Below are 16,470 nucleotides of genomic sequence, written 5' to 3' on the forward strand. Positions count from 1 at the left end.
GACCCTACCCTCGGCCCCCGGAACCGTCCATGTCCCCTCCCGGATGCCTGCCCGCCCGATGACCGTCGCCGAACCGCTCGCCCGCGCCAGGCGCCGTGCGATCCTGCTCGTCCTCGCGGCGGCGGCCACCTTCGTCGTGGCCTCGGCGCTGGTGAAGGCGCTGGCCGGGGCGGTGCCGCTGGCGCAGGTGATCTTCTTCCGCAATGTCTTCGCCCTGCCGCTGCTGCTGGCCATGGCGATGGCGGCGGGCGGGCTCGGCCTGCTGCGGCCCCGGCAGCCCGCCATGCACCTCCAGCGCGCGGCCTTCGGGCTGATGGGCATGGTCGGCGCCTTCCACGGCTTCACCCACCTGCCGCTGGCCACGGCCACCGCGCTCGGCTTCACCATGCCGCTGTTTCTGACCGCGCTTTCGGTGCTGCTGCTGGGCGAGCGCGTGGGCTGGCGGCGCTGGACGGCGGTGGCGGTGGGCTTCGCGGGCGTGCTCGTCATCGCGCGGCCGGGCGGGACGGAGGGCGGACTGCCCGCGCTGTCGGTCGGGCTGGTGCTGCTGGGCGCGCTGGGCTGGGCGCTGGCGATGATGTCGATCCGCCGCATGGGCGATGCGGGGGAGAGCGGGGTGGCCATCGTCGTCTGGTTCGCGGTCGCGGCCTCGGTCGCCTCCGGCCTCGCGACCATCCCGGTCTGGACCCCGCCGAGCGCGACGCAATGGGCGTTGCTGACCGGCATCGGCCTCGTCTCCGCCGTGGCGCAGCTGCTGATGACCGAGGCCTATCGCCGCGGCGAGACGACGCTGCTGGCTCCCTTCGAGTATTCGGGGATCGTCTGGACCTCGCTGCTCGGCATCCTGATCTGGGCCGAATGGCCGGATGGATGGGACCTTCTGGGCTTCGCCGTGCTGGTCGGAGCGGGGCTGTTCATCTGGTGGCGGGAAACCCGGCTGGGGGTGCGGCGATAGGACCGGCGCCTTTCAGGGCCTTGCGGAACCACACCCGCGAATGGCCGGCCGGCATCCCCTCCAGTCGGCCGAACTCGGCATAGCCGTTGCGCTCCCAGAAGCCCGGCGCCTGGAAGGAGAAGGTGTCGGTGTAGACATGGGCGCAGCCGCGCTCCCGCGCGATCGCCTCGGCGCGGGCCAGCAGCTCCGACCCCAGGCCGCGGCCGCGCTGGTCCCGCGCGAGCCAGAGCCAGTCGATGAACAGCCAGCCCCAGAAGGTGAGGCCGAGCAGCCCGCCGCAGACCGCCCCCTGCGGGGTGCGGGCCAGCAGGGTCACCGGTTCGCGGTCATAGGGACCGCCCATTTCCTGGTTGTAGGTGTGCAGCCCGCGCTGGATCGCCGCCACGGCGTCCAGCTCGGGGAAGGCGTCCTCGACGATCTCGACCTTGCCGGCGTCGCTCATCGGGGGCGGAGCGCCTTCAGCGCCGAGGCAAGCGCATGGACCTCGGCCGCGGCGGCGGAGCGGGGGGCGTGTTCGGTGACGCCGAGTCCCGCGGCGAAGGCCTGCGCGAAGCCGCTGCGGTTGCCGACCGGCGCGTCGAGCACGGTCAGCCCGCGGCTGCGGAGTTCCGCCATGATCTCCCCCGGAAGCTTCCCCTGCGCGGGCATGCGGTTCATCGCGACCGCCGCAGGCCGCTTCTCCGCCCGGGCGAGGTCGAGCGTCGCCTCCATCGCCCAGAGATCGGCGGGCGAGGGTTGCAGCGGTACCAGCACCAGGTCGGCGCCGCGGATCGCGATCTTCGCATCGGTGTCGGCATGCGGGGGCGTGTCGAGCAGCACGATGTCATGGCTGCGGCGCAGCCGGTCGAGCGTGGCGGGCACGCGCCAGCCGGCCGGCGCCTCGAAATCCAGCACGCCGGCGCGGCTGCCGGCCGCTGCGCGGAGCGCGTGCCACCGCGCGAGGCTCTGCTGCGGGTCGGTGTCGAGCAGCGCCACGCGCTGCCCCGTGCCGGCGAAGGCGGCGGCCAGGTTGGCGGCGAGCGTGGACTTGCCCGCACCCCCCTTCCGCTGTGCCACCGCGATGACGAAGGCCATGCCTGCGACTCCGAACTGCCGACGCCGGGCAGCAGGTTAGCAGGCAATGCCCGCGAAGCCCTATCGCCCGCCGCCCTGGCCGTTCTGCCCCGCCGCGTCCCGCCCGGTGGTGGAGGCGTCGGGCCGCGCGCCCGGACGGGCCGGGACGGGGCTGCCGGTATCGGCGAAGCCCTCGCTGCGCTCCGGCTGGCGCGCGCCCGGCACGGCGGGCGCGCCCAACGTCTGGTGGCCCGGCGGCGGCTCGGTCCGGGCGGGCTGGTTGCGGGGCGTGCCGGTCTCGGCCGGCGGCTGCGTCGTCGGCTGCGCGATGCCGGCGGGGTCGCGGGACAGCTGCTGGGGCGGCAACTGCCCGCCGACGCTCGGCGCGTCCGGGCCGGATCGCAGCTGCGCCAGCGTGACGCCGGGCAGCAGGAGGAGGAGGAGGGCGAGGGCGGGGCGGGAGATCTGCATGGCGCAGAAGCGCGGGAAGGGCGCGCGGGTTCGCGCGGGCGGCGCAGGGCGCGCTACGCTGCCGCGATGGATGAGCTCCTCACCCCCGACGAGATGGCCCGCGCCGATGCCGCGGCCATCGCCTCCGGCATCCCCGGCCTGGTTCTGATGGAAGCGGCGGGCGCCGCCGTGGCGCGGGCGGTCCGGCGGCGCTTCCGCCCCGCGCGGGTGCTGGTGCTCGCCGGGCCCGGCAACAATGGCGGGGATGGCTGGGTGGCCGCGCGTCTGCTGGAGGGGGCCGGCTGGCCGGTGGCGGTCGCGCCGCTCGCCCCGCCCCGTCCCGGCAGCGACGCGGCGCGCGCGGCCGCGCGCTGGCGCGGGCCGGTGGTGCCGTTCTCGGCGGCGGAGGCGGCGCGCGCCGGGCTGGTGGTGGATGCCGTGTTCGGCGCCGGTCTGTCGAAGCTGGTGGAGGGGCTGGCGGCGGAGGTGCTGTCGGGCCTCGCCGCGCCGGTGGTGGCGGTGGACGTGCCTTCCGGGGTCGATGGCGCCACGGGCGCGGTGCGGGGCGTCGCGGCGCAGGCCGCGCTGACCGTCACCTTCTTCCGCCGCAAGCCGGGACACCTGCTGTTCCCCGGGCGGGGACTCTGCGGGGAGGTGGTGCTGGCCGATATCGGCCTGCCCGGCTCCGTGCTGCCCGCCATCGCCCCGCGTGCCTGGCGGAACGGGCCGGGCCTCTGGCGCCTGCCGCGGCCGGGCGTGGAGGCGCACAAATACGCGCGCGGCCATGTGGCGGTGGCCGCCGGGCCGGGGCTGACCGGCGCGGCGCGGCTGGTGGCGGCGGGTGCGCGGCGCGCCGGGGCCGGGCTGCTCACCATCGCCGCGCCGGATGCCGCGACCGCCGCGGTGCTCCGCGCGGGGGAGCCCGGGGTGATGGTGGGGGAGGACGCCGCGGCGCTGCTGGCCGACCCGCGGGTCGGCACCTGGGTCGTCGGGCCCGGCCTGCCGCCGGATTCCGCGACATCCGCCCTGCTGCGCGCCGCCATCGGCGCGGGGCGGAGGGTGGTGGCCGATGCCGGCGCGCTGCGCGCCGCGGCGGGTGACCCCGCGGCGTTGCGCGGGGCGGCGATGCTGACCCCGCATGCCGGCGAGTTCGAGGCCGTCTTCGGCCCGGCCGGACAGGACCGCCCTGCCGCCGCCCGCTGCGCCGCCGCCGCGACCGGCGCGGTGGTGCTGCTGAAGGGGGCGGACAGCATCGTCGCGGCGCCGGACGGCAGGCTCGCCATCAACGACAACGCGCCCCCCTGGCTGGCCACCGGGGGCACGGGGGACGTGCTGGCCGGCATCGCCGCCGGCCTGCTCGCGCAGGGGGTGCCGCCCTTCGAGGCCGCCTGCGCCGCCGCCTGGCTGCACGGCGCGGCCGCGCACCGCGCCGGGCCGGGGCTGGTGGCCGAGGATCTCGCCGCGCGGTTGCCGGAGTTGCTCGCGACATGGTGGATCGATTGAACGCGCGCCCTGCGCCACCATCTGCGTAACAGCGCGAAAGGAACCGTGATGTCCGATGTCGCGGCGAGCGAAGGCCTCATCGACCGGGCTCTCCGGCGCGTCACCGCGCTTTGGCGCGACATGGCGGCCAGTGTCTCGGGCGGGGAGGATGAGGGGGTCGCCGCGCAGATGCGCGCCTGCCTCGATTCCCGCGGGGGCGAGGTCTCGGCGCGGTCTCGCGCGGCGAAGCTGGCGCAGGCCTATCTTTCGCTCGACCATGCCGGGCGCGGGGAATTCCTGCGCGTGCTCGCCGGCTTCGATTCCGACCATGCCGCCGTCGCCGAGGCGTGGGACAGGGTGGCCGCCGCCGCCGGCACGGCCGAACGCGCCGCCGCCAAGGCCCGCCTGCGCCGCGCGCTGGAGCCGCCGCGCCTCAAGCTGCTGACGCAGTTCACCGCCATCCCGGACGGCGTGAAGTTCCTCGTGGACCTGCGCGGGGAGATCATGGCCCGGATGCAGGACGACCCGATGCTGCAGGCGCTGGAAGGCGACCTGCGGACGCTGCTGGCAAGCTGGTTCGACGTGGGCTTCCTGGAACTGCGGCGCATCGACTGGTCCTCCCCCGCCTCGCTGCTTGAGAAGCTGGTGGGCTACGAGGCGGTGCACCGCATCCGCACCTGGCGCGACCTGAAGAACCGGCTCGATTCCGACCGCCGCTGCTACGCCTTCTTCCACCCGCGCATGCCCGAGGAGCCGCTGATCTTCGTGGAGGTCGCGCTGGTGAAGGGCATGGCCGACAGCGTCCAGCGCCTGCTGGACGAGAAGGCGCCGGTGCTGGACCCGAAGGAGGCCGACACGGCCATCTTCTACTCGATCAACAACTGCCAGCGCGGGCTCGACGGCATCTCCTTCGGCAACTTCCTCATAAAGCGCGTGGTCGCGCTGCTGTCGGACGAGTTCCGCAACCTGAAGGCCTTCGCCACCCTGTCGCCCATTCCGGGCTTCCGCCGCTGGCTCGATGCGCGGCTGGAAGCGGGCGACGCGACGCTGCTGGGCGAGGAGGAGGCGGCCGCGCTCCGCGCCGCCGCGCCGGGCGACCTGGCGCTCCCGGCTCCCGCCGCCGACGGCGCCGTGGTCGCGCCGCCGCGGCCGGCCGGGCCGGAAACCCCGGCGCAGACGCTGCGCCGCGTGCTGGCCCGCCGCTTCTGGGCGCGGGACGAGGCGCTGGCCAAGGCGCTGGAGCCGGTGCTGCTGCGCGCCTGCGCGCGCTATCTCCTCGCCGAGCAGGCGGGCGCGGGGCGCAAGAGGGCACGCGACCCGGTGGCGCATTTCCACCTCTCGAACGGTGCGCGGGTGGAGCGGCTGAACCCCCGCGGCGACGTGAGCGAGAAGGGCTACCGCGAAAGCTGCACGCTGATGGCCAACTACCTCTACGATCCCGCACGGATCGAGGACTACCACGAGGAGTATGTCGGCGAGGGCAAGCGCGCGGCGTCCTCCGCCGTACGCCGGCTGGCCAAGGGCTTCGTCTGATTTCGGCCGGGCTTCGGCCCGGTTTCGGGACCGCGCCCGGCCCCCTGCGGCAGCATCCCCCCACCGCGATGGGCGGAGGAGGATGCGATGCGGATCTCCTGCAGGCGGGCCGGCGCGCTGGCCCTGGCGGCGATGGTGGCGGGGACGGCGCCCGGCGCCGCGCCCTCCGCCGCCTCGATCGGCACGCCGGAATACACGCAGTTCCTGCCGGTCTGGCTGACGCCCGGCCCCGGCATGGCGGACCATCCGGTGCCCGCGCTGCTGAACCTGCCGCCCGGCTGGCAGCCCGGCGATGCCGCCGCCGTCATCGCCAAGGGCCCTGACATGCCGGACGGCCTGCGCCACCGCCTGACCGCGGCGATGCTCGATGCCGGCGCCGCGGTGGTCGAGATCCATGTCCTCGACGCAGGGTTGGCGGAACTGCCGGCGACCCTGGTGGATGCGCTGGCGACGCTGCGCGTCGGCTTCGGCGCCGGCCTGGTGGTGGCGATCGGCGCCGGCGGCACGGCCGCCGCCGTGCTGGATGCGGTGCACTCCGCGGCCCATGGCGGCTTCACCGCCGCTGCGGTGCCGGAGGGCGCGGCGCCCCGCCTGGCCGCCGGCCGGCCACCGCCGGCGGTGGAGGCCTGGCCGAGCCGCGCGCCGCTGCTCTGCGACGTGCTGGCCAGCGCGCTGGCGACGCGCGGCGAGGGCTTCGCCGCGGACTGCAGCCGGACCCTCCTCGCGAGGCCGTGACGCTCGGCCGCCGCGGAGGCAAGGCGGGCGGGTGCCGCCCGCCGGCCTTCGCGCGGCTGGCCCGAGCCCCTATGTTCGGCGCGCAGGGACATGGGCGTCGAGGGAGCAGGGCATGACCGCGGAGCGGCCGATCCGGAAGCAGCTTCCCGAAGCCGACCGCGTGCGGCTGCTGCACCAGCTGGAGCGCAAGCTGCTCTGGCTCTCGGCCTGGATGATCCACCACGCCAACCACATCCGCCCGAACCGGGACGGGCTGAAGGTGGGCGGCCACCAGGCAAGCTGCGCCTCCGCCGTGTCGATCCTCGCCGCGCTCTATTTCGAGGTGCTGCGGCCCGAGGACCGGGTGGCGGTGAAGCCCCATGCCGGGCCGGTCTTCCACGCCATCAACTACCTGCTGGGCCGGCAGGACCGCGCGAAGCTCGCGACGCTGCGGCGGTTCGGCGGCATCCAGCCCTATCCGAGCCGCGTCAAGGACGGCGCGGAGGTGGACTTCTCCACCGGCTCGGTCGGGCTCGGCGTGGCGCTGACCACCTTCGGTTCGCTGGTGCAGGACTATGTGCGGCTGCACGGGCTCGGCCGGCCGGACCTGCGGCCCGGGCGGCACGTGGCTGTGGTGGGCGATGCCGAGCTGGACGAGGGGAATATCTACGAGGCCCTGCTGGAGGGCTGGAAGCACGACGTTCGGAATGTCTGGTGGGTGGTGGACTACAACCGCCAGAGCCTCGACAGCGTGGTGCCGGACCGGCTGTTCGGCCGGATCGAGGGGCTGTTCCGCGACATGGGGTGGAACGTCGTCACCCTGAAATACGGCCGCCGCCTGGAAGCCGCCTTCGCGCGGGAGGAGGGGGAGGCGCTGCGCCGCTGGATCGACGACTGCCCGAACAGCCTCTACGCCGCGCTGACCTTCCAGGGCGGGGCCGCCTGGCGCAACGCGCTGCTGGCCGATCTCGGCCGCGTGCCGGGGGTGCGCGCCATCATCGACCCGCTGACGGATGACGAGCTGGCCGCGCTGATGACCAATCTCGGCGGCCATGACATCGAGACGCTGACCGAGGCCTTCCGCGCGCAGGACGCGGCGGGCGACCAGCCGACCTGCTTCATCGCCTACACCATCAAGGGCATGGGCCTGCCCTTCGCCGGCCACAAGGACAACCATGCCGGGCTGATGACGAAGGAGCAGATGGCCGCCTTCAAGGCCGCCATGTCGATCCGCGAGGGCCATGAATGGGACCCTTTCGAGGGGCTCGACGCGACGGAGGCGGAACTCCGCGCCTTCCTCGGTGACGTGCCCTTCGCGCGGCCCCTCGCGCCCGAGGGCCGGGCGCTTTCGGCGCCGGCGGTGCATGTGCCCGCCAGCCTGCCTGCGCCGCGCGTCCCGCCCGGCCGCAGCCTCTCCACCCAGGCCGCCTTCGGCGAGATCCTGGCCGAGATCGGCCGCGGGCAGGGAGAGGCGGCGGAGCTGGCGGCGCGCATCGTCACCACCAGCCCCGACGTCACCGTATCGACCAATCTCGGCCCCTGGGTGAACCGGCGCGGCATCTTCGACCGGCACCTGAAGAACGACGTGTTCCGCGACGCCAAGCTCGCCAGCGCGCAGCGATGGGGGATGGGGCCGGAAGGGCAGCACATCGAGCTCGGCATCGCCGAGCAGAACCTGTTCCTGGTGCTGTCCGCGCTCGGCCTGTCGCACAGCCTGTACGGCGCGCGGCTGCTGCCCGTCGGGACGGTGTACGACCCCTTCGTCAACCGCGGCCTCGATGCGCTGATCTATGGCTGCTACCAGGATGCGCGCTTCCTGCTGGTCAGCACGCCATCGGGCCTGACGCTGGCGCCGGAGGGCGGGCAGCACCAGAGTGTGAACACCCCGCTGCTCGGCATGGCGCAGGACCGGCTGCTGGCCTTCGAGCCGGCGCATGCGGACGAACTCGCCGTGCTGATGCGCTTCGCCTTCGACCACATGCAGAAGCCGGATGGCTGTTCCGTCTGGCTGCGCCTGTCCACCCGCGCGCTGGCGCAGCCGCAGCGGGCGCTGGACGCGGCGGGCGTGGTGGCGGGCGGTTACTGGGTGGTCCCTCCCGCGCCGGGCGCCGCGATCGCCGTCGCCTACCAGGGCCCGGTCGCGCCCGAGGCGATGGAAGCCTTCGAGGCCCTGCGCGAGGACGTGCCGGAGGCCGGGCTGCTCGCCGTTACCTCGCCGGACCGGCTGCATTCCGGCTGGCTTGCGGGGCGCGGGGACAGCCATGTCGCGCGGCTGCTGGCGCCGCTGGCTCCGGGGGCGGCGCTGGTGACGATCCTGGATGGCCACCCGGCCGCCCATGCCTGGCTCGGCGCGGTGCATGGCCACCGGGTGAGGCCGCTCGGTGTGGACCGCTTCGGCCAGGCGGGGGACATTCCGGACCTCTACCGCGAATACGGGCTGGATGCGGGCGCCATCCTCGATGCCTGCGCGGGGGTCCTGCTCGGGCGGTAGCGCCGGCGTGACGCGGCCCGGCCGCCCGCCTATACGCTCCCGCCGATGCGCGAGGTGGATGGGGCATGAGGGGCGGGGAACAGGCGCCCGGCGCGGCGCGGCGCGATGCGCGGGCCGAGGTGGCGGCCCGCCGGGCGGCGGCCGCGGCGCGCCGCGCGGGGAGCCCGGCCGCGGCCATGCCGGCGCCGCCCTGGCTGGACCGCCCCGCGGGGGCGGAGGAGGTGCGGGCCTGCTACCGCTTCATCCTCGGCCGCGACCCCGAGGACGATTCGATGCTGGCCCACCACCTGGCGGAGCCGGTGACGGTGGGCGCGCTGCGGGAGAGGTTCCTCGCCTCGGAGGAGTTCCGCGGCAGCCCCGCGCTGGATTCCGGCCCGCCGCCGGAGGCGGATCTGGTCGCCGGGCCGGAGGAGCTGGAGCGGCTGATGCTCTGGCAGATGCGGGTCTGGGCCGCGCTGGGCGAGGATGCGCCGCAGTGGTCGGTGATGCCCGAGGACGACTTCCGCCCCGACCGCTTCCCCGCCAACCGGCGGCGCTTCCAGGCGAGCGGGGCGGCGGATGCGGCGGCGCTGGTCGCCACGCTCGCCCGCCACGGGATCGCGCCGGAGGCGGTGCCGCGCCTGCTGGAGCATGGCTGCGGGACCGGGCGGGTGACGCCCTGGCTGGCGCAGCACTTCCCGGAGATCACCGGGATGGACGTCTCCTCCCACCACCTGGCGCTGGCCCGGCAGGAGACGCAGGGAAGGGGGCTGGTGCATCTGCGCTGGCTGCGCGCGCGGCCGGGCGAGCCGATGCCGGCCGAGGGCTACGACCTCTGGTACAGCCGCCGGACCTTGCAATGGAATCCGCCGCCGCTGATCCGCCGCATCCTCGAACTCGCCTTCGCCGGCCTCGCCCCGGGCGGGGTGGCGGTGTTCCAGGTGCCGACCTGGTATCCCGGCTACCGCTTCTCGACCGCCTCCCACCTGGCCGGCCGCCAGCCCGCCGCGCCGGAGCTGCACCTGATTCCCCAGGGTGAGGTCTTCGCCCTCGCCGCGGCGGCCGGGCTGCGCGTGCTGGAGGTGCGCGAGGACAGCCACCTGCCGGTGCCCGCACCCTCGGCGCTGAAATCGCAGCTTTTCGTGCTGCGGAAGCCGGGCTAGGGATCGGGCGCGCGGGCGTGGTGGAACGGTAGACACGCTGGATTTAGGTTCCAGTGGCGCAAGCCATGGGGGTTCAAGTCCCTCCGCCCGCATGATGCCCCCTCCGGGGCGATGGGCGCTGTTTTCGGCGATCCCCATTGCCCCCGCGCCGTCCGGGCGGTAACGGAGCCCGCTTCATGCGTTCGGCGCCGCCGGCGCCCCATCAGGACACGGATACGGACAATGCAGGTCACCGAGCTGCCCGCCGAGGGGCTGAAGAGGGCGTTCCAGGTCGTGGTGCCGGCCGCGAGCCTGGCGGCGCGCCGGGACAAGCGCCTCAAGGAACTGGGCGCCGACCTGCGCCTGCCCGGCTTCCGCCCCGGCAAGGTGCCCGCCGCCGTGGTGAAGCAGCGCTACGGCGCCGCCGTGCAGGGCGAGGTGCTGGAGCAGTCCGTGCAGGAGGCGACGCAGCAGGTCATCACCGACCGCGGCCTGCGCCCCGCCATGCAGCCGAAGATCGAGCTGGTGAACTACAGCGACGGCGCCGACCTCGAATACAAGCTCGATCTCGAGCTGCTGCCCGAGATCCCGATGCCGGACTTCGCCTCGATCGAGCTGGTGCGCGAGAAGGCGACGCCGGGCGAGGCCGAGATCGACGAGTTCCTCGCCACCATGGCGACCCGTCTGGCCAGCACCGAGGACGTGGCCGAGGCACGGCCCGCCGTGAAGGGCGACGTGCTGGTCTGCGACTTCGAAGGGCGGCTGAAGAACGAGGATGGCACCCTCGCCGAGCCCTTCCAGGGCGGGACGGCGAGCGACATGCCGATCGAGGTAGCCGGCGACGGCTTCATCCCCGGCTTCACCGAGCAGCTCGAGGGCATGTCGCCGGGCGAGAAGAAGGACATCGAGGTGTCCTTCCCCGCCGAATACGGCTCGGCCGAGCTGGCGGGCAAGGCGGCGGTCTTCGCCATCACGGCCAAGGCGCTGAAGACCAAGGTGCTGCCCGCGATCGACGAGGAGTTCGCGAAGAAGCTCGGCATGGACGACCTCGCCGCGCTGCGCGCCCGCGTGGGTGAGAACCTGCAGCGGGAATATGACGGCCTCGCGCGGATGAAGGCGAAGCGCGCGCTGCTGGACGCCTTGGCGGAACGCGCGCAGTTCCAGGTGCCGGAAGGCATGGTGGAAGGCGAGTTCGGCCAGATCTGGCAGCGGGTCGAGGCCGACATGAAGGCCGGCCGTCTGGACGCCGACGACCAGGGCAAGGACGAGGCGACGCTGAAGGGCGAGTACCGCGCCATTGCGGAACGTCGCATCCGCCTTGGCCTGCTGCTGTCCGAGATCGGGCGGACGAACAACATCCAGGTCTCGAACGAGGAACTCGGCGGCGCGATGCGCGCCGAGGCCGGGCGCTACCCCGGGCAGGAGAAGCAGGTCCTCGACTTCTTCCGCAAGAACCCCCAGGCGGTCGAGAACCTGCGCGCGCCGATCTTCGAGGAGAAGGTCGTCGACTTCGTCCTGGAACTGGCCAAGGTGACCGAGACGCCGGTCACCCCGAAGGACCTCGCGGCCTCGGCCGCCGGCTGAGCCGGCGGCCCGCCCCCCCCTCCTTCCGCGGCTGCCGCGGGGGAGGGGTGGCCTGGCGGCTTGGCTGCCGCGGTGCCGGGCCATTGTGCCCCGGCGAATCGCATACAAAATACGACTTCCATCCAGCAGCGCGGCCGGTCTACCGACCCATGGGGGAGGGGGATTTGCTCTTTCCGCTGGTTTCCCCACATTAAGGTGGATGCGTCAGACTCGCCTTCGGGGCGGAGCCCGACAGGGCCTGCCCCTGGCTGCCGCCCGCCCCCGGGCAGGGCATGAAAGGGACCACCATGCGTGACCGCGATCCGGTCGAGATCTACAACAACACCCTCGTCCCCATGGTCATCGAGCAGACCGCGCGGGGCGAGCGTGCCTTCGACATCTATTCACGCCTGCTGAAGGAACGGATCATCTTCCTGACCGGGGCGGTGTACGACCAGGTGGCGAGCCTGCTCTGCGCGCAGCTGCTGTTCCTGGAAAGCGAAAATCCGAACAAGGACATCGCCTTCTACATCAACAGCCCGGGCGGCGTGGTCACCGCCGGCCTCGCGATCTACGACACGATGCAGTATATCCGTTCGCCGGTCAGCACGGTCTGCATGGGCATGGCGGCGTCGATGGGCAGCCTGCTGCTGTGCGCCGGTGCGAAGGACAAGCGCTTCGCCCTGCCGAACAGCCGGATCATGGTCCACCAGCCCTCGGGCGGCGCCCAGGGCCAGGCGACGGACATCGAGATCCAGGCGCGCGAGATCCTGAAAACGCGGGAGCGGCTGAACCAGATCTATGTGCGCCACACGGGTCAGCCCATCGAGGAAATCCAGAACAAGCTCGAGCGCGACACCTACATGTCGGCCGAGGAAGCCCGGGATTTCGGCATCGTCGACCAGGTCGTGGAACAGCGCCCCCTGCCGCCCGTCGAGGCGGTGAAGGCCTGAGCCCGGCCACGGCCGCCCCCGGCACGCCCATGCGCCAGCACCGCTTCACGGGCTGTTGCAGGGGCGGGCCATGTGGCGGTTCCGCTTTCCCCCGCGTTGCGCGGGGGCTACAGTCAGCTGTGGCCGACCTTCCTGCCGGGGGGCGGGCGCCCTGCGCCGCCACCCTCCCCGCAGGCGGGGTCTGGCCTCTGGAGCACGCATGAGCAAGTCCGGCGACTCGAAGAACACCTTGTATTGCTCGTTCTGCGGCAAGTCGCAGCACGAGGTCCGGAAGCTCATCGCCGGGCCGACCGTGTTCATCTGCGACGAATGCGTCGAGCTGTGCATGGACATTATCCGCGAGGAGCACAAGACGCACCTCGTGAAGTCCCGCGACGGCGTGCCGACGCCGCGCGAGATCTGCAAGGTCCTCGACGACTACGTCATCGGCCAGGACCACGCGAAGCGCGTTCTGTCGGTGGCGGTGCACAACCACTACAAGCGGCTCGCCCATGGCGGGAAGTCCGGCGAGGTCGAGATCGCGAAGAGCAACATCATGCTCGTCGGGCCGACCGGGTCGGGCAAGACGCTGCTTGCCCAGACCCTCGCCCGCATCCTCGACGTGCCCTTCACCATGGCCGACGCGACGACGCTGACCGAAGCGGGCTATGTCGGCGAGGATGTCGAGAACATCATCCTGAAGCTGCTGCAATCGGCCGACTACAACGTGGAACGGGCGCAGCGCGGCATCGTCTACATCGACGAGGTCGACAAGATCAGCCGCAAGTCCGACAACCCCTCCATCACCCGCGACGTGAGCGGGGAGGGCGTGCAGCAGGCCCTGCTGAAGATCATGGAGGGCACCGTCGCCTCCGTGCCGCCGCAAGGCGGGCGCAAGCACCCTCAGCAGGAATTCCTGCAGGTGGACACGACCAACATCCTGTTCATCTGCGGCGGCGCCTTCGCGGGCCTCGAGAAGATCATCGCAGCCCGCGGCAAGGGCTCGGGCATCGGCTTCGGCTCCGAGGTGCGCGGTCCCGACGAGCGCCGCACCGGCGCCATCCTGCGCGAGGTGGAGCCCGAGGACCTGCTGAAGTTCGGCCTCATCCCCGAATTCATCGGGCGCCTGCCGGTGGTCGCCACCCTCGAGGACCTCGACGAGAAGGCGCTGATCGAGATCCTGACCAAGCCCAAGAACGCCCTGGTCAAGCAGTACCAGCGCCTGTTCGAGATGGAGGGGGCCAAGCTCACCTTCACCGAGGATGCGATGAAGTCGGTCGCCACCCGCGCCATCCAGCGCAAGACCGGCGCGCGCGGCCTGCGCTCCATCATGGAGAGCATCCTGCTCGGCACGATGTTCGACCTGCCGGGGCTGGAGGATGTGGAGGAGGTGGTGGTCAACCGCGAGGTTGCGGAAGGCCGCGCCAGCCCCCTTTTCATCTACGGCGAAAGGCCGGCGGAGCAGTCCGCGGGCTGAGTGGTTTCAAGGTCCCTCCCCACCGCCCCGCGCCGGGCGGCCATGCGCCCCGGCCGTGCTTGCGCCGGGGCGGCGGGGGGGCCATCTGAACGTCATCCCCGTGGCGCCGGGGCCGTGCCGACAACCGGGAGCCTCACAAGGGCCATCCCGGGGGCGGCCCCGGGCCGATCGTCCTCAGCGAGGTCCTAATGGCGGCCAATCCCACCGAACCGGTCCGCGGCGAGCTCCTCCCGGTGCTGCCGCTGCGTGACATCGTCGTCTTCCCACACATGATCGTGCCGCTGTTCGTCGGGCGCGAGAAATCCGTGCGCGCGCTGGAAGCGGTCATGCGCGACGACAAGCAGATCCTGCTGGTCGCGCAGAAGAACGCGCAGCAGGACGACCCCGGCATCGACGACATGTACATGGTCGGCACCGTCTCGACCGTGCTGCAGCTGCTGAAGCTGCCGGACGGCACGGTGAAGGTGCTGGTCGAAGGCGGCAAGCGGTCGAGGATCGCCGCCTACAAGGGCACCGACCCGTATTTCGAGGCCTTCTCCGGCCCCCTCGACGAGGACGCGCCCGAGACGCGCGAGCTGGAGGCGCTGGCCCGCACGGTCGTCGCCCAGTTCGAGCAGTACATCAAGCTGAACAAGAAGATCGCACCCGAGGTGCTGGTCTCGGTCAACCAGATCGACGACCCGTCGAAGCTGGCCGACACGGTGGCGGCCCACCTCAACCTGAAGATCGGCGAGAAGCAGGAACTGCTGGAGACCCCGGGCGTCGGCGCGCGGCTCGAGCGCGTCTTCGCGCACATGGAATCCGAGATCGGCGTCCTGCAGGTCGAGAAGCGCATCCGCAACCGCGTGAAGCGGCAGATGGAGAAGACGCAGCGCGAGTACTACCTGAACGAGCAGCTGAAGGCCATCCAGAAGGAGCTGGGCGAGGGCGAGGACGGCAAGGACGAGACCGCCGAGCTCGAGGCCAAGATCAAGGCGACGAAGTTCAGCAAGGAAGCGCGCGAGAAGGCACTGGGCGAGCTGAAGAAGCTCAAGACCATGTCGCCGATGAGCGCCGAGGCGACGGTGGTGCGCAACTACCTCGACTGGATGCTGTCGATCCCCTGGAAGAAGAAGACCAAGATCCGCAACGACGTGGTCGCGGCGGAGAAGGTCCTCGACGCCGACCACTACGGGCTCGAGAAGATCAAGGAACGCATCCTCGAATACCTGGCGGTGCAAAGCCGCAGCTCGAAGATCCGCGGCCCGATCCTGTGCCTGGTCGGCCCCCCCGGCGTGGGCAAGACCTCGCTCGGCAAGTCCATCGCGAAGGCGACGGGGCGGAACTTCGTGCGCATGTCGCTCGGCGGCGTGCGGGACGAGGCGGAGGTGCGCGGCCACCGGCGGACCTATATCGGCTCCATGCCGGGCAAGGTCGTGCAGGGGATGAAGAAGGCGAAATCCTCCAACCCGCTGTTCCTCCTCGACGAGATCGACAAGCTCGGCGCCGACTGGCGCGGCGACCCGTCCTCGGCGCTGCTGGAGGTGCTGGACCCGGAGCAGAACGGGACCTTCAACGACCACTACCTCGAAGTGGACTACGACCTGTCGGACGTGATGTTCGTGACGACAGCGAACAGCCTCCGCATGCCGCAGCCGCTGCTCGACCGCATGGAGATCATCCGCATCCCCGGCTACACCGAGGATGAGAAGGTGGAGATCGCCAAGCGGCACCTGATCCCGAAGGTCAGCGAGGCCAACGGCATCAAGACGGGCGAGTGGACGATCAGCGAGGACGCGCTGCGCGACCTGGTGCGCTACCACACGCGCGAGGCCGGGGTGCGCAACCTCGAGCGGGAGCTTGCCGGCATCGCCCGCAAGGCGGTGAAGGAGATCGTCTCGAAGAAGGCGAAGAAGATCCAGGTGACGGTGAAGAACCTGGACAAGTTCGCCGGCGTCCGGAAATTCCGCTTCGGCGAGGCGGAGTCCGAGGACATGGTGGGGGTCGTCACCGGCCTTGCCTGGACCGAGGTGGGCGGCGAGATCCTGACGATCGAGAGCGTGGTGGTGCCCGGCAAGGGCAACACCAAGACCACCGGCAAGCTCGGCGACGTCATGCAGGAAAGCGTGAGCGCGGCGATGAGCTACGTCCGGTCCCGCGCGCCGCAGTTCGGCCTGAAGCCCACGCTGTTCGAGAAGCGGGACATCCACGTCCACGTCCCGGAAGGGGCGACGCCGAAGGACGGGCCTTCCGCGGGCATCGCGATGGCGACCAGCATCGTCTCCGTGCTCACCGGCATCCCGGTGCGCAAGGATGTCGCGATGACGGGCGAGATCACGCTGCGCGGGCGCGTGCTGCCGATCGGCGGCCTGAAGGAGAAGCTGCTGGCGGCGCTGCGGAGCGGCACCACCACGGTGTTCATCCCGAAGGACAATGAGAAGGACCTGGCCGAGATCCCGGACAACGTGAAGAAGGGGCTGACCATCATCCCCGTCAGCCATGTGGACGAGGTGATCGGCAAGGCGCTGGCCCGCGCGCCGGAACCCATCGTCTGGGAGGAACCGCCCGAGGCGCCGCCCGCCGCGGCGACCGGCGCGGCGGGGGATGGGGCAGCCGTCCGTCCGCACTGACCGGCCGCGCATCCGCGTTCGCTACCGGGGGCGCCCTGACCTAGGGTCGGGCGCCCCCTTTCTTTTCAAGGCTTTCCGCGCAGCAGCGGC

General features: G+C 72.2%; 13 protein-coding genes and 1 tRNA gene. 11 read left to right on the top strand and 3 right to left on the bottom strand.

Translation table 11 applies throughout. The annotated features are described in order from the left end of the window. Nucleotides 1-58: 58 nt before the first annotated feature. Complete coding sequence (locus ACK8OX_RS03585) at nt 59-955, top strand: DMT family transporter (protein WP_430662556.1); 897 nt, start codon at nt 59-61, stop codon at nt 953-955. Here ACK8OX_RS03585 and ACK8OX_RS03590 read toward each other — a convergent pair. Genes ACK8OX_RS03590 through ACK8OX_RS03600 form a run of 3 tightly spaced genes read right to left on the bottom strand, consistent with a single transcriptional unit; the run spans nt 915 to nt 2,479 of the window. Next, nucleotides 915-1,397: a GNAT family N-acetyltransferase gene (locus tag ACK8OX_RS03590; protein WP_430662557.1), complete on the bottom strand. Its 483-nt coding sequence runs from the start codon at nt 1,395-1,397 to the stop codon at nt 915-917. The two genes, ACK8OX_RS03585 and ACK8OX_RS03590, sit on opposite strands and share 41 nt — an antisense overlap. Beyond that, the gene (gene parA / locus ACK8OX_RS03595) at nt 1,394-2,029 is read right to left on the bottom strand and encodes a ParA family partition ATPase (RefSeq protein WP_430662558.1); all 636 of its coding nucleotides are present in this window, start codon (nt 2,027-2,029) and stop codon (nt 1,394-1,396) included. The genes ACK8OX_RS03590 and parA overlap by 4 nt, the downstream gene beginning before the upstream one ends. 60 nt (nt 2,030-2,089) lie before the next feature. Continuing rightward, on the bottom strand, nt 2,090-2,479 hold the full coding sequence (locus ACK8OX_RS03600) for a hypothetical protein (RefSeq protein WP_430662559.1): 390 nt from the start codon (nt 2,477-2,479) through the stop codon (nt 2,090-2,092). A gap of 66 nt (nt 2,480-2,545) precedes the next feature. Between ACK8OX_RS03600 and ACK8OX_RS03605 the strand changes: the two genes are divergently transcribed. The 10 genes from ACK8OX_RS03605 to lon all read left to right on the top strand — a co-directional run bounded on the left by ACK8OX_RS03605 (nt 2,546) and on the right by lon (nt 16,380). Next, on the top strand, nt 2,546-3,961 hold the full coding sequence (locus ACK8OX_RS03605) for an NAD(P)H-hydrate dehydratase (protein ID WP_430662560.1): 1,416 nt from the start codon (nt 2,546-2,548) through the stop codon (nt 3,959-3,961). Between the two features lie 48 nt (nt 3,962-4,009). Continuing rightward, nucleotides 4,010-5,473, top strand: a complete 1,464-nt coding sequence (locus ACK8OX_RS03610) for a malonyl-CoA decarboxylase domain-containing protein (RefSeq protein WP_430662561.1) — start codon at nt 4,010-4,012, stop codon at nt 5,471-5,473. An 87-nt stretch (nt 5,474-5,560) separates the two neighbouring features. Next, entirely contained in the window at nt 5,561-6,208 is a 648-nt protein-coding gene (locus ACK8OX_RS03615; protein WP_430662562.1) for a hypothetical protein, read from the top strand. Between the two features lie 112 nt (nt 6,209-6,320). After that, nucleotides 6,321-8,678: a 1-deoxy-D-xylulose-5-phosphate synthase N-terminal domain-containing protein gene (locus ACK8OX_RS03620; protein ID WP_430662563.1), complete on the top strand. Its 2,358-nt coding sequence runs from the start codon at nt 6,321-6,323 to the stop codon at nt 8,676-8,678. 65 nt (nt 8,679-8,743) lie between these two features. Next, nucleotides 8,744-9,820 carry a class I SAM-dependent methyltransferase gene (locus ACK8OX_RS03625; protein ID WP_430662564.1) on the top strand — a complete coding sequence of 359 codons (1,077 nt, stop codon included), beginning with the start codon at nt 8,744-8,746 and terminating at the stop codon, nt 9,818-9,820. 11 nt (nt 9,821-9,831) lie between these two features. Next, nucleotides 9,832-9,912: transfer RNA gene (locus tag ACK8OX_RS03630), tRNA-Leu, on the top strand. A gap of 130 nt (nt 9,913-10,042) precedes the next feature. After that, on the top strand, nt 10,043-11,383 hold the full coding sequence (tig, locus tag ACK8OX_RS03635) for a trigger factor (protein WP_430662565.1): 1,341 nt from the start codon (nt 10,043-10,045) through the stop codon (nt 11,381-11,383). Nucleotides 11,384-11,670: 287 nt separating this feature from the next. Next, complete coding sequence (gene clpP / locus ACK8OX_RS03640) at nt 11,671-12,315, top strand: ATP-dependent Clp endopeptidase proteolytic subunit ClpP (RefSeq protein WP_430662566.1); 645 nt, start codon at nt 11,671-11,673, stop codon at nt 12,313-12,315. Nucleotides 12,316-12,514: 199 nt separating this feature from the next. Next, nucleotides 12,515-13,771 carry an ATP-dependent Clp protease ATP-binding subunit ClpX gene (gene clpX, locus ACK8OX_RS03645; protein WP_430662567.1) on the top strand — a complete coding sequence of 419 codons (1,257 nt, stop codon included), beginning with the start codon at nt 12,515-12,517 and terminating at the stop codon, nt 13,769-13,771. 188 nt (nt 13,772-13,959) lie between these two features. Beyond that, nucleotides 13,960-16,380, top strand: coding sequence for an endopeptidase La (gene lon / locus ACK8OX_RS03650; RefSeq protein WP_430662568.1), 2,421 nt, complete (start codon nt 13,960-13,962; stop codon nt 16,378-16,380). Nucleotides 16,381-16,470 lie beyond the last annotated feature (90 nt).

Origin of the sequence: Falsiroseomonas sp. CW058, assembly GCF_050563535.1 — a bacterium.
In the GTDB taxonomy this organism is placed as follows: domain Bacteria; phylum Pseudomonadota; class Alphaproteobacteria; order Acetobacterales; family Acetobacteraceae; genus Falsiroseomonas.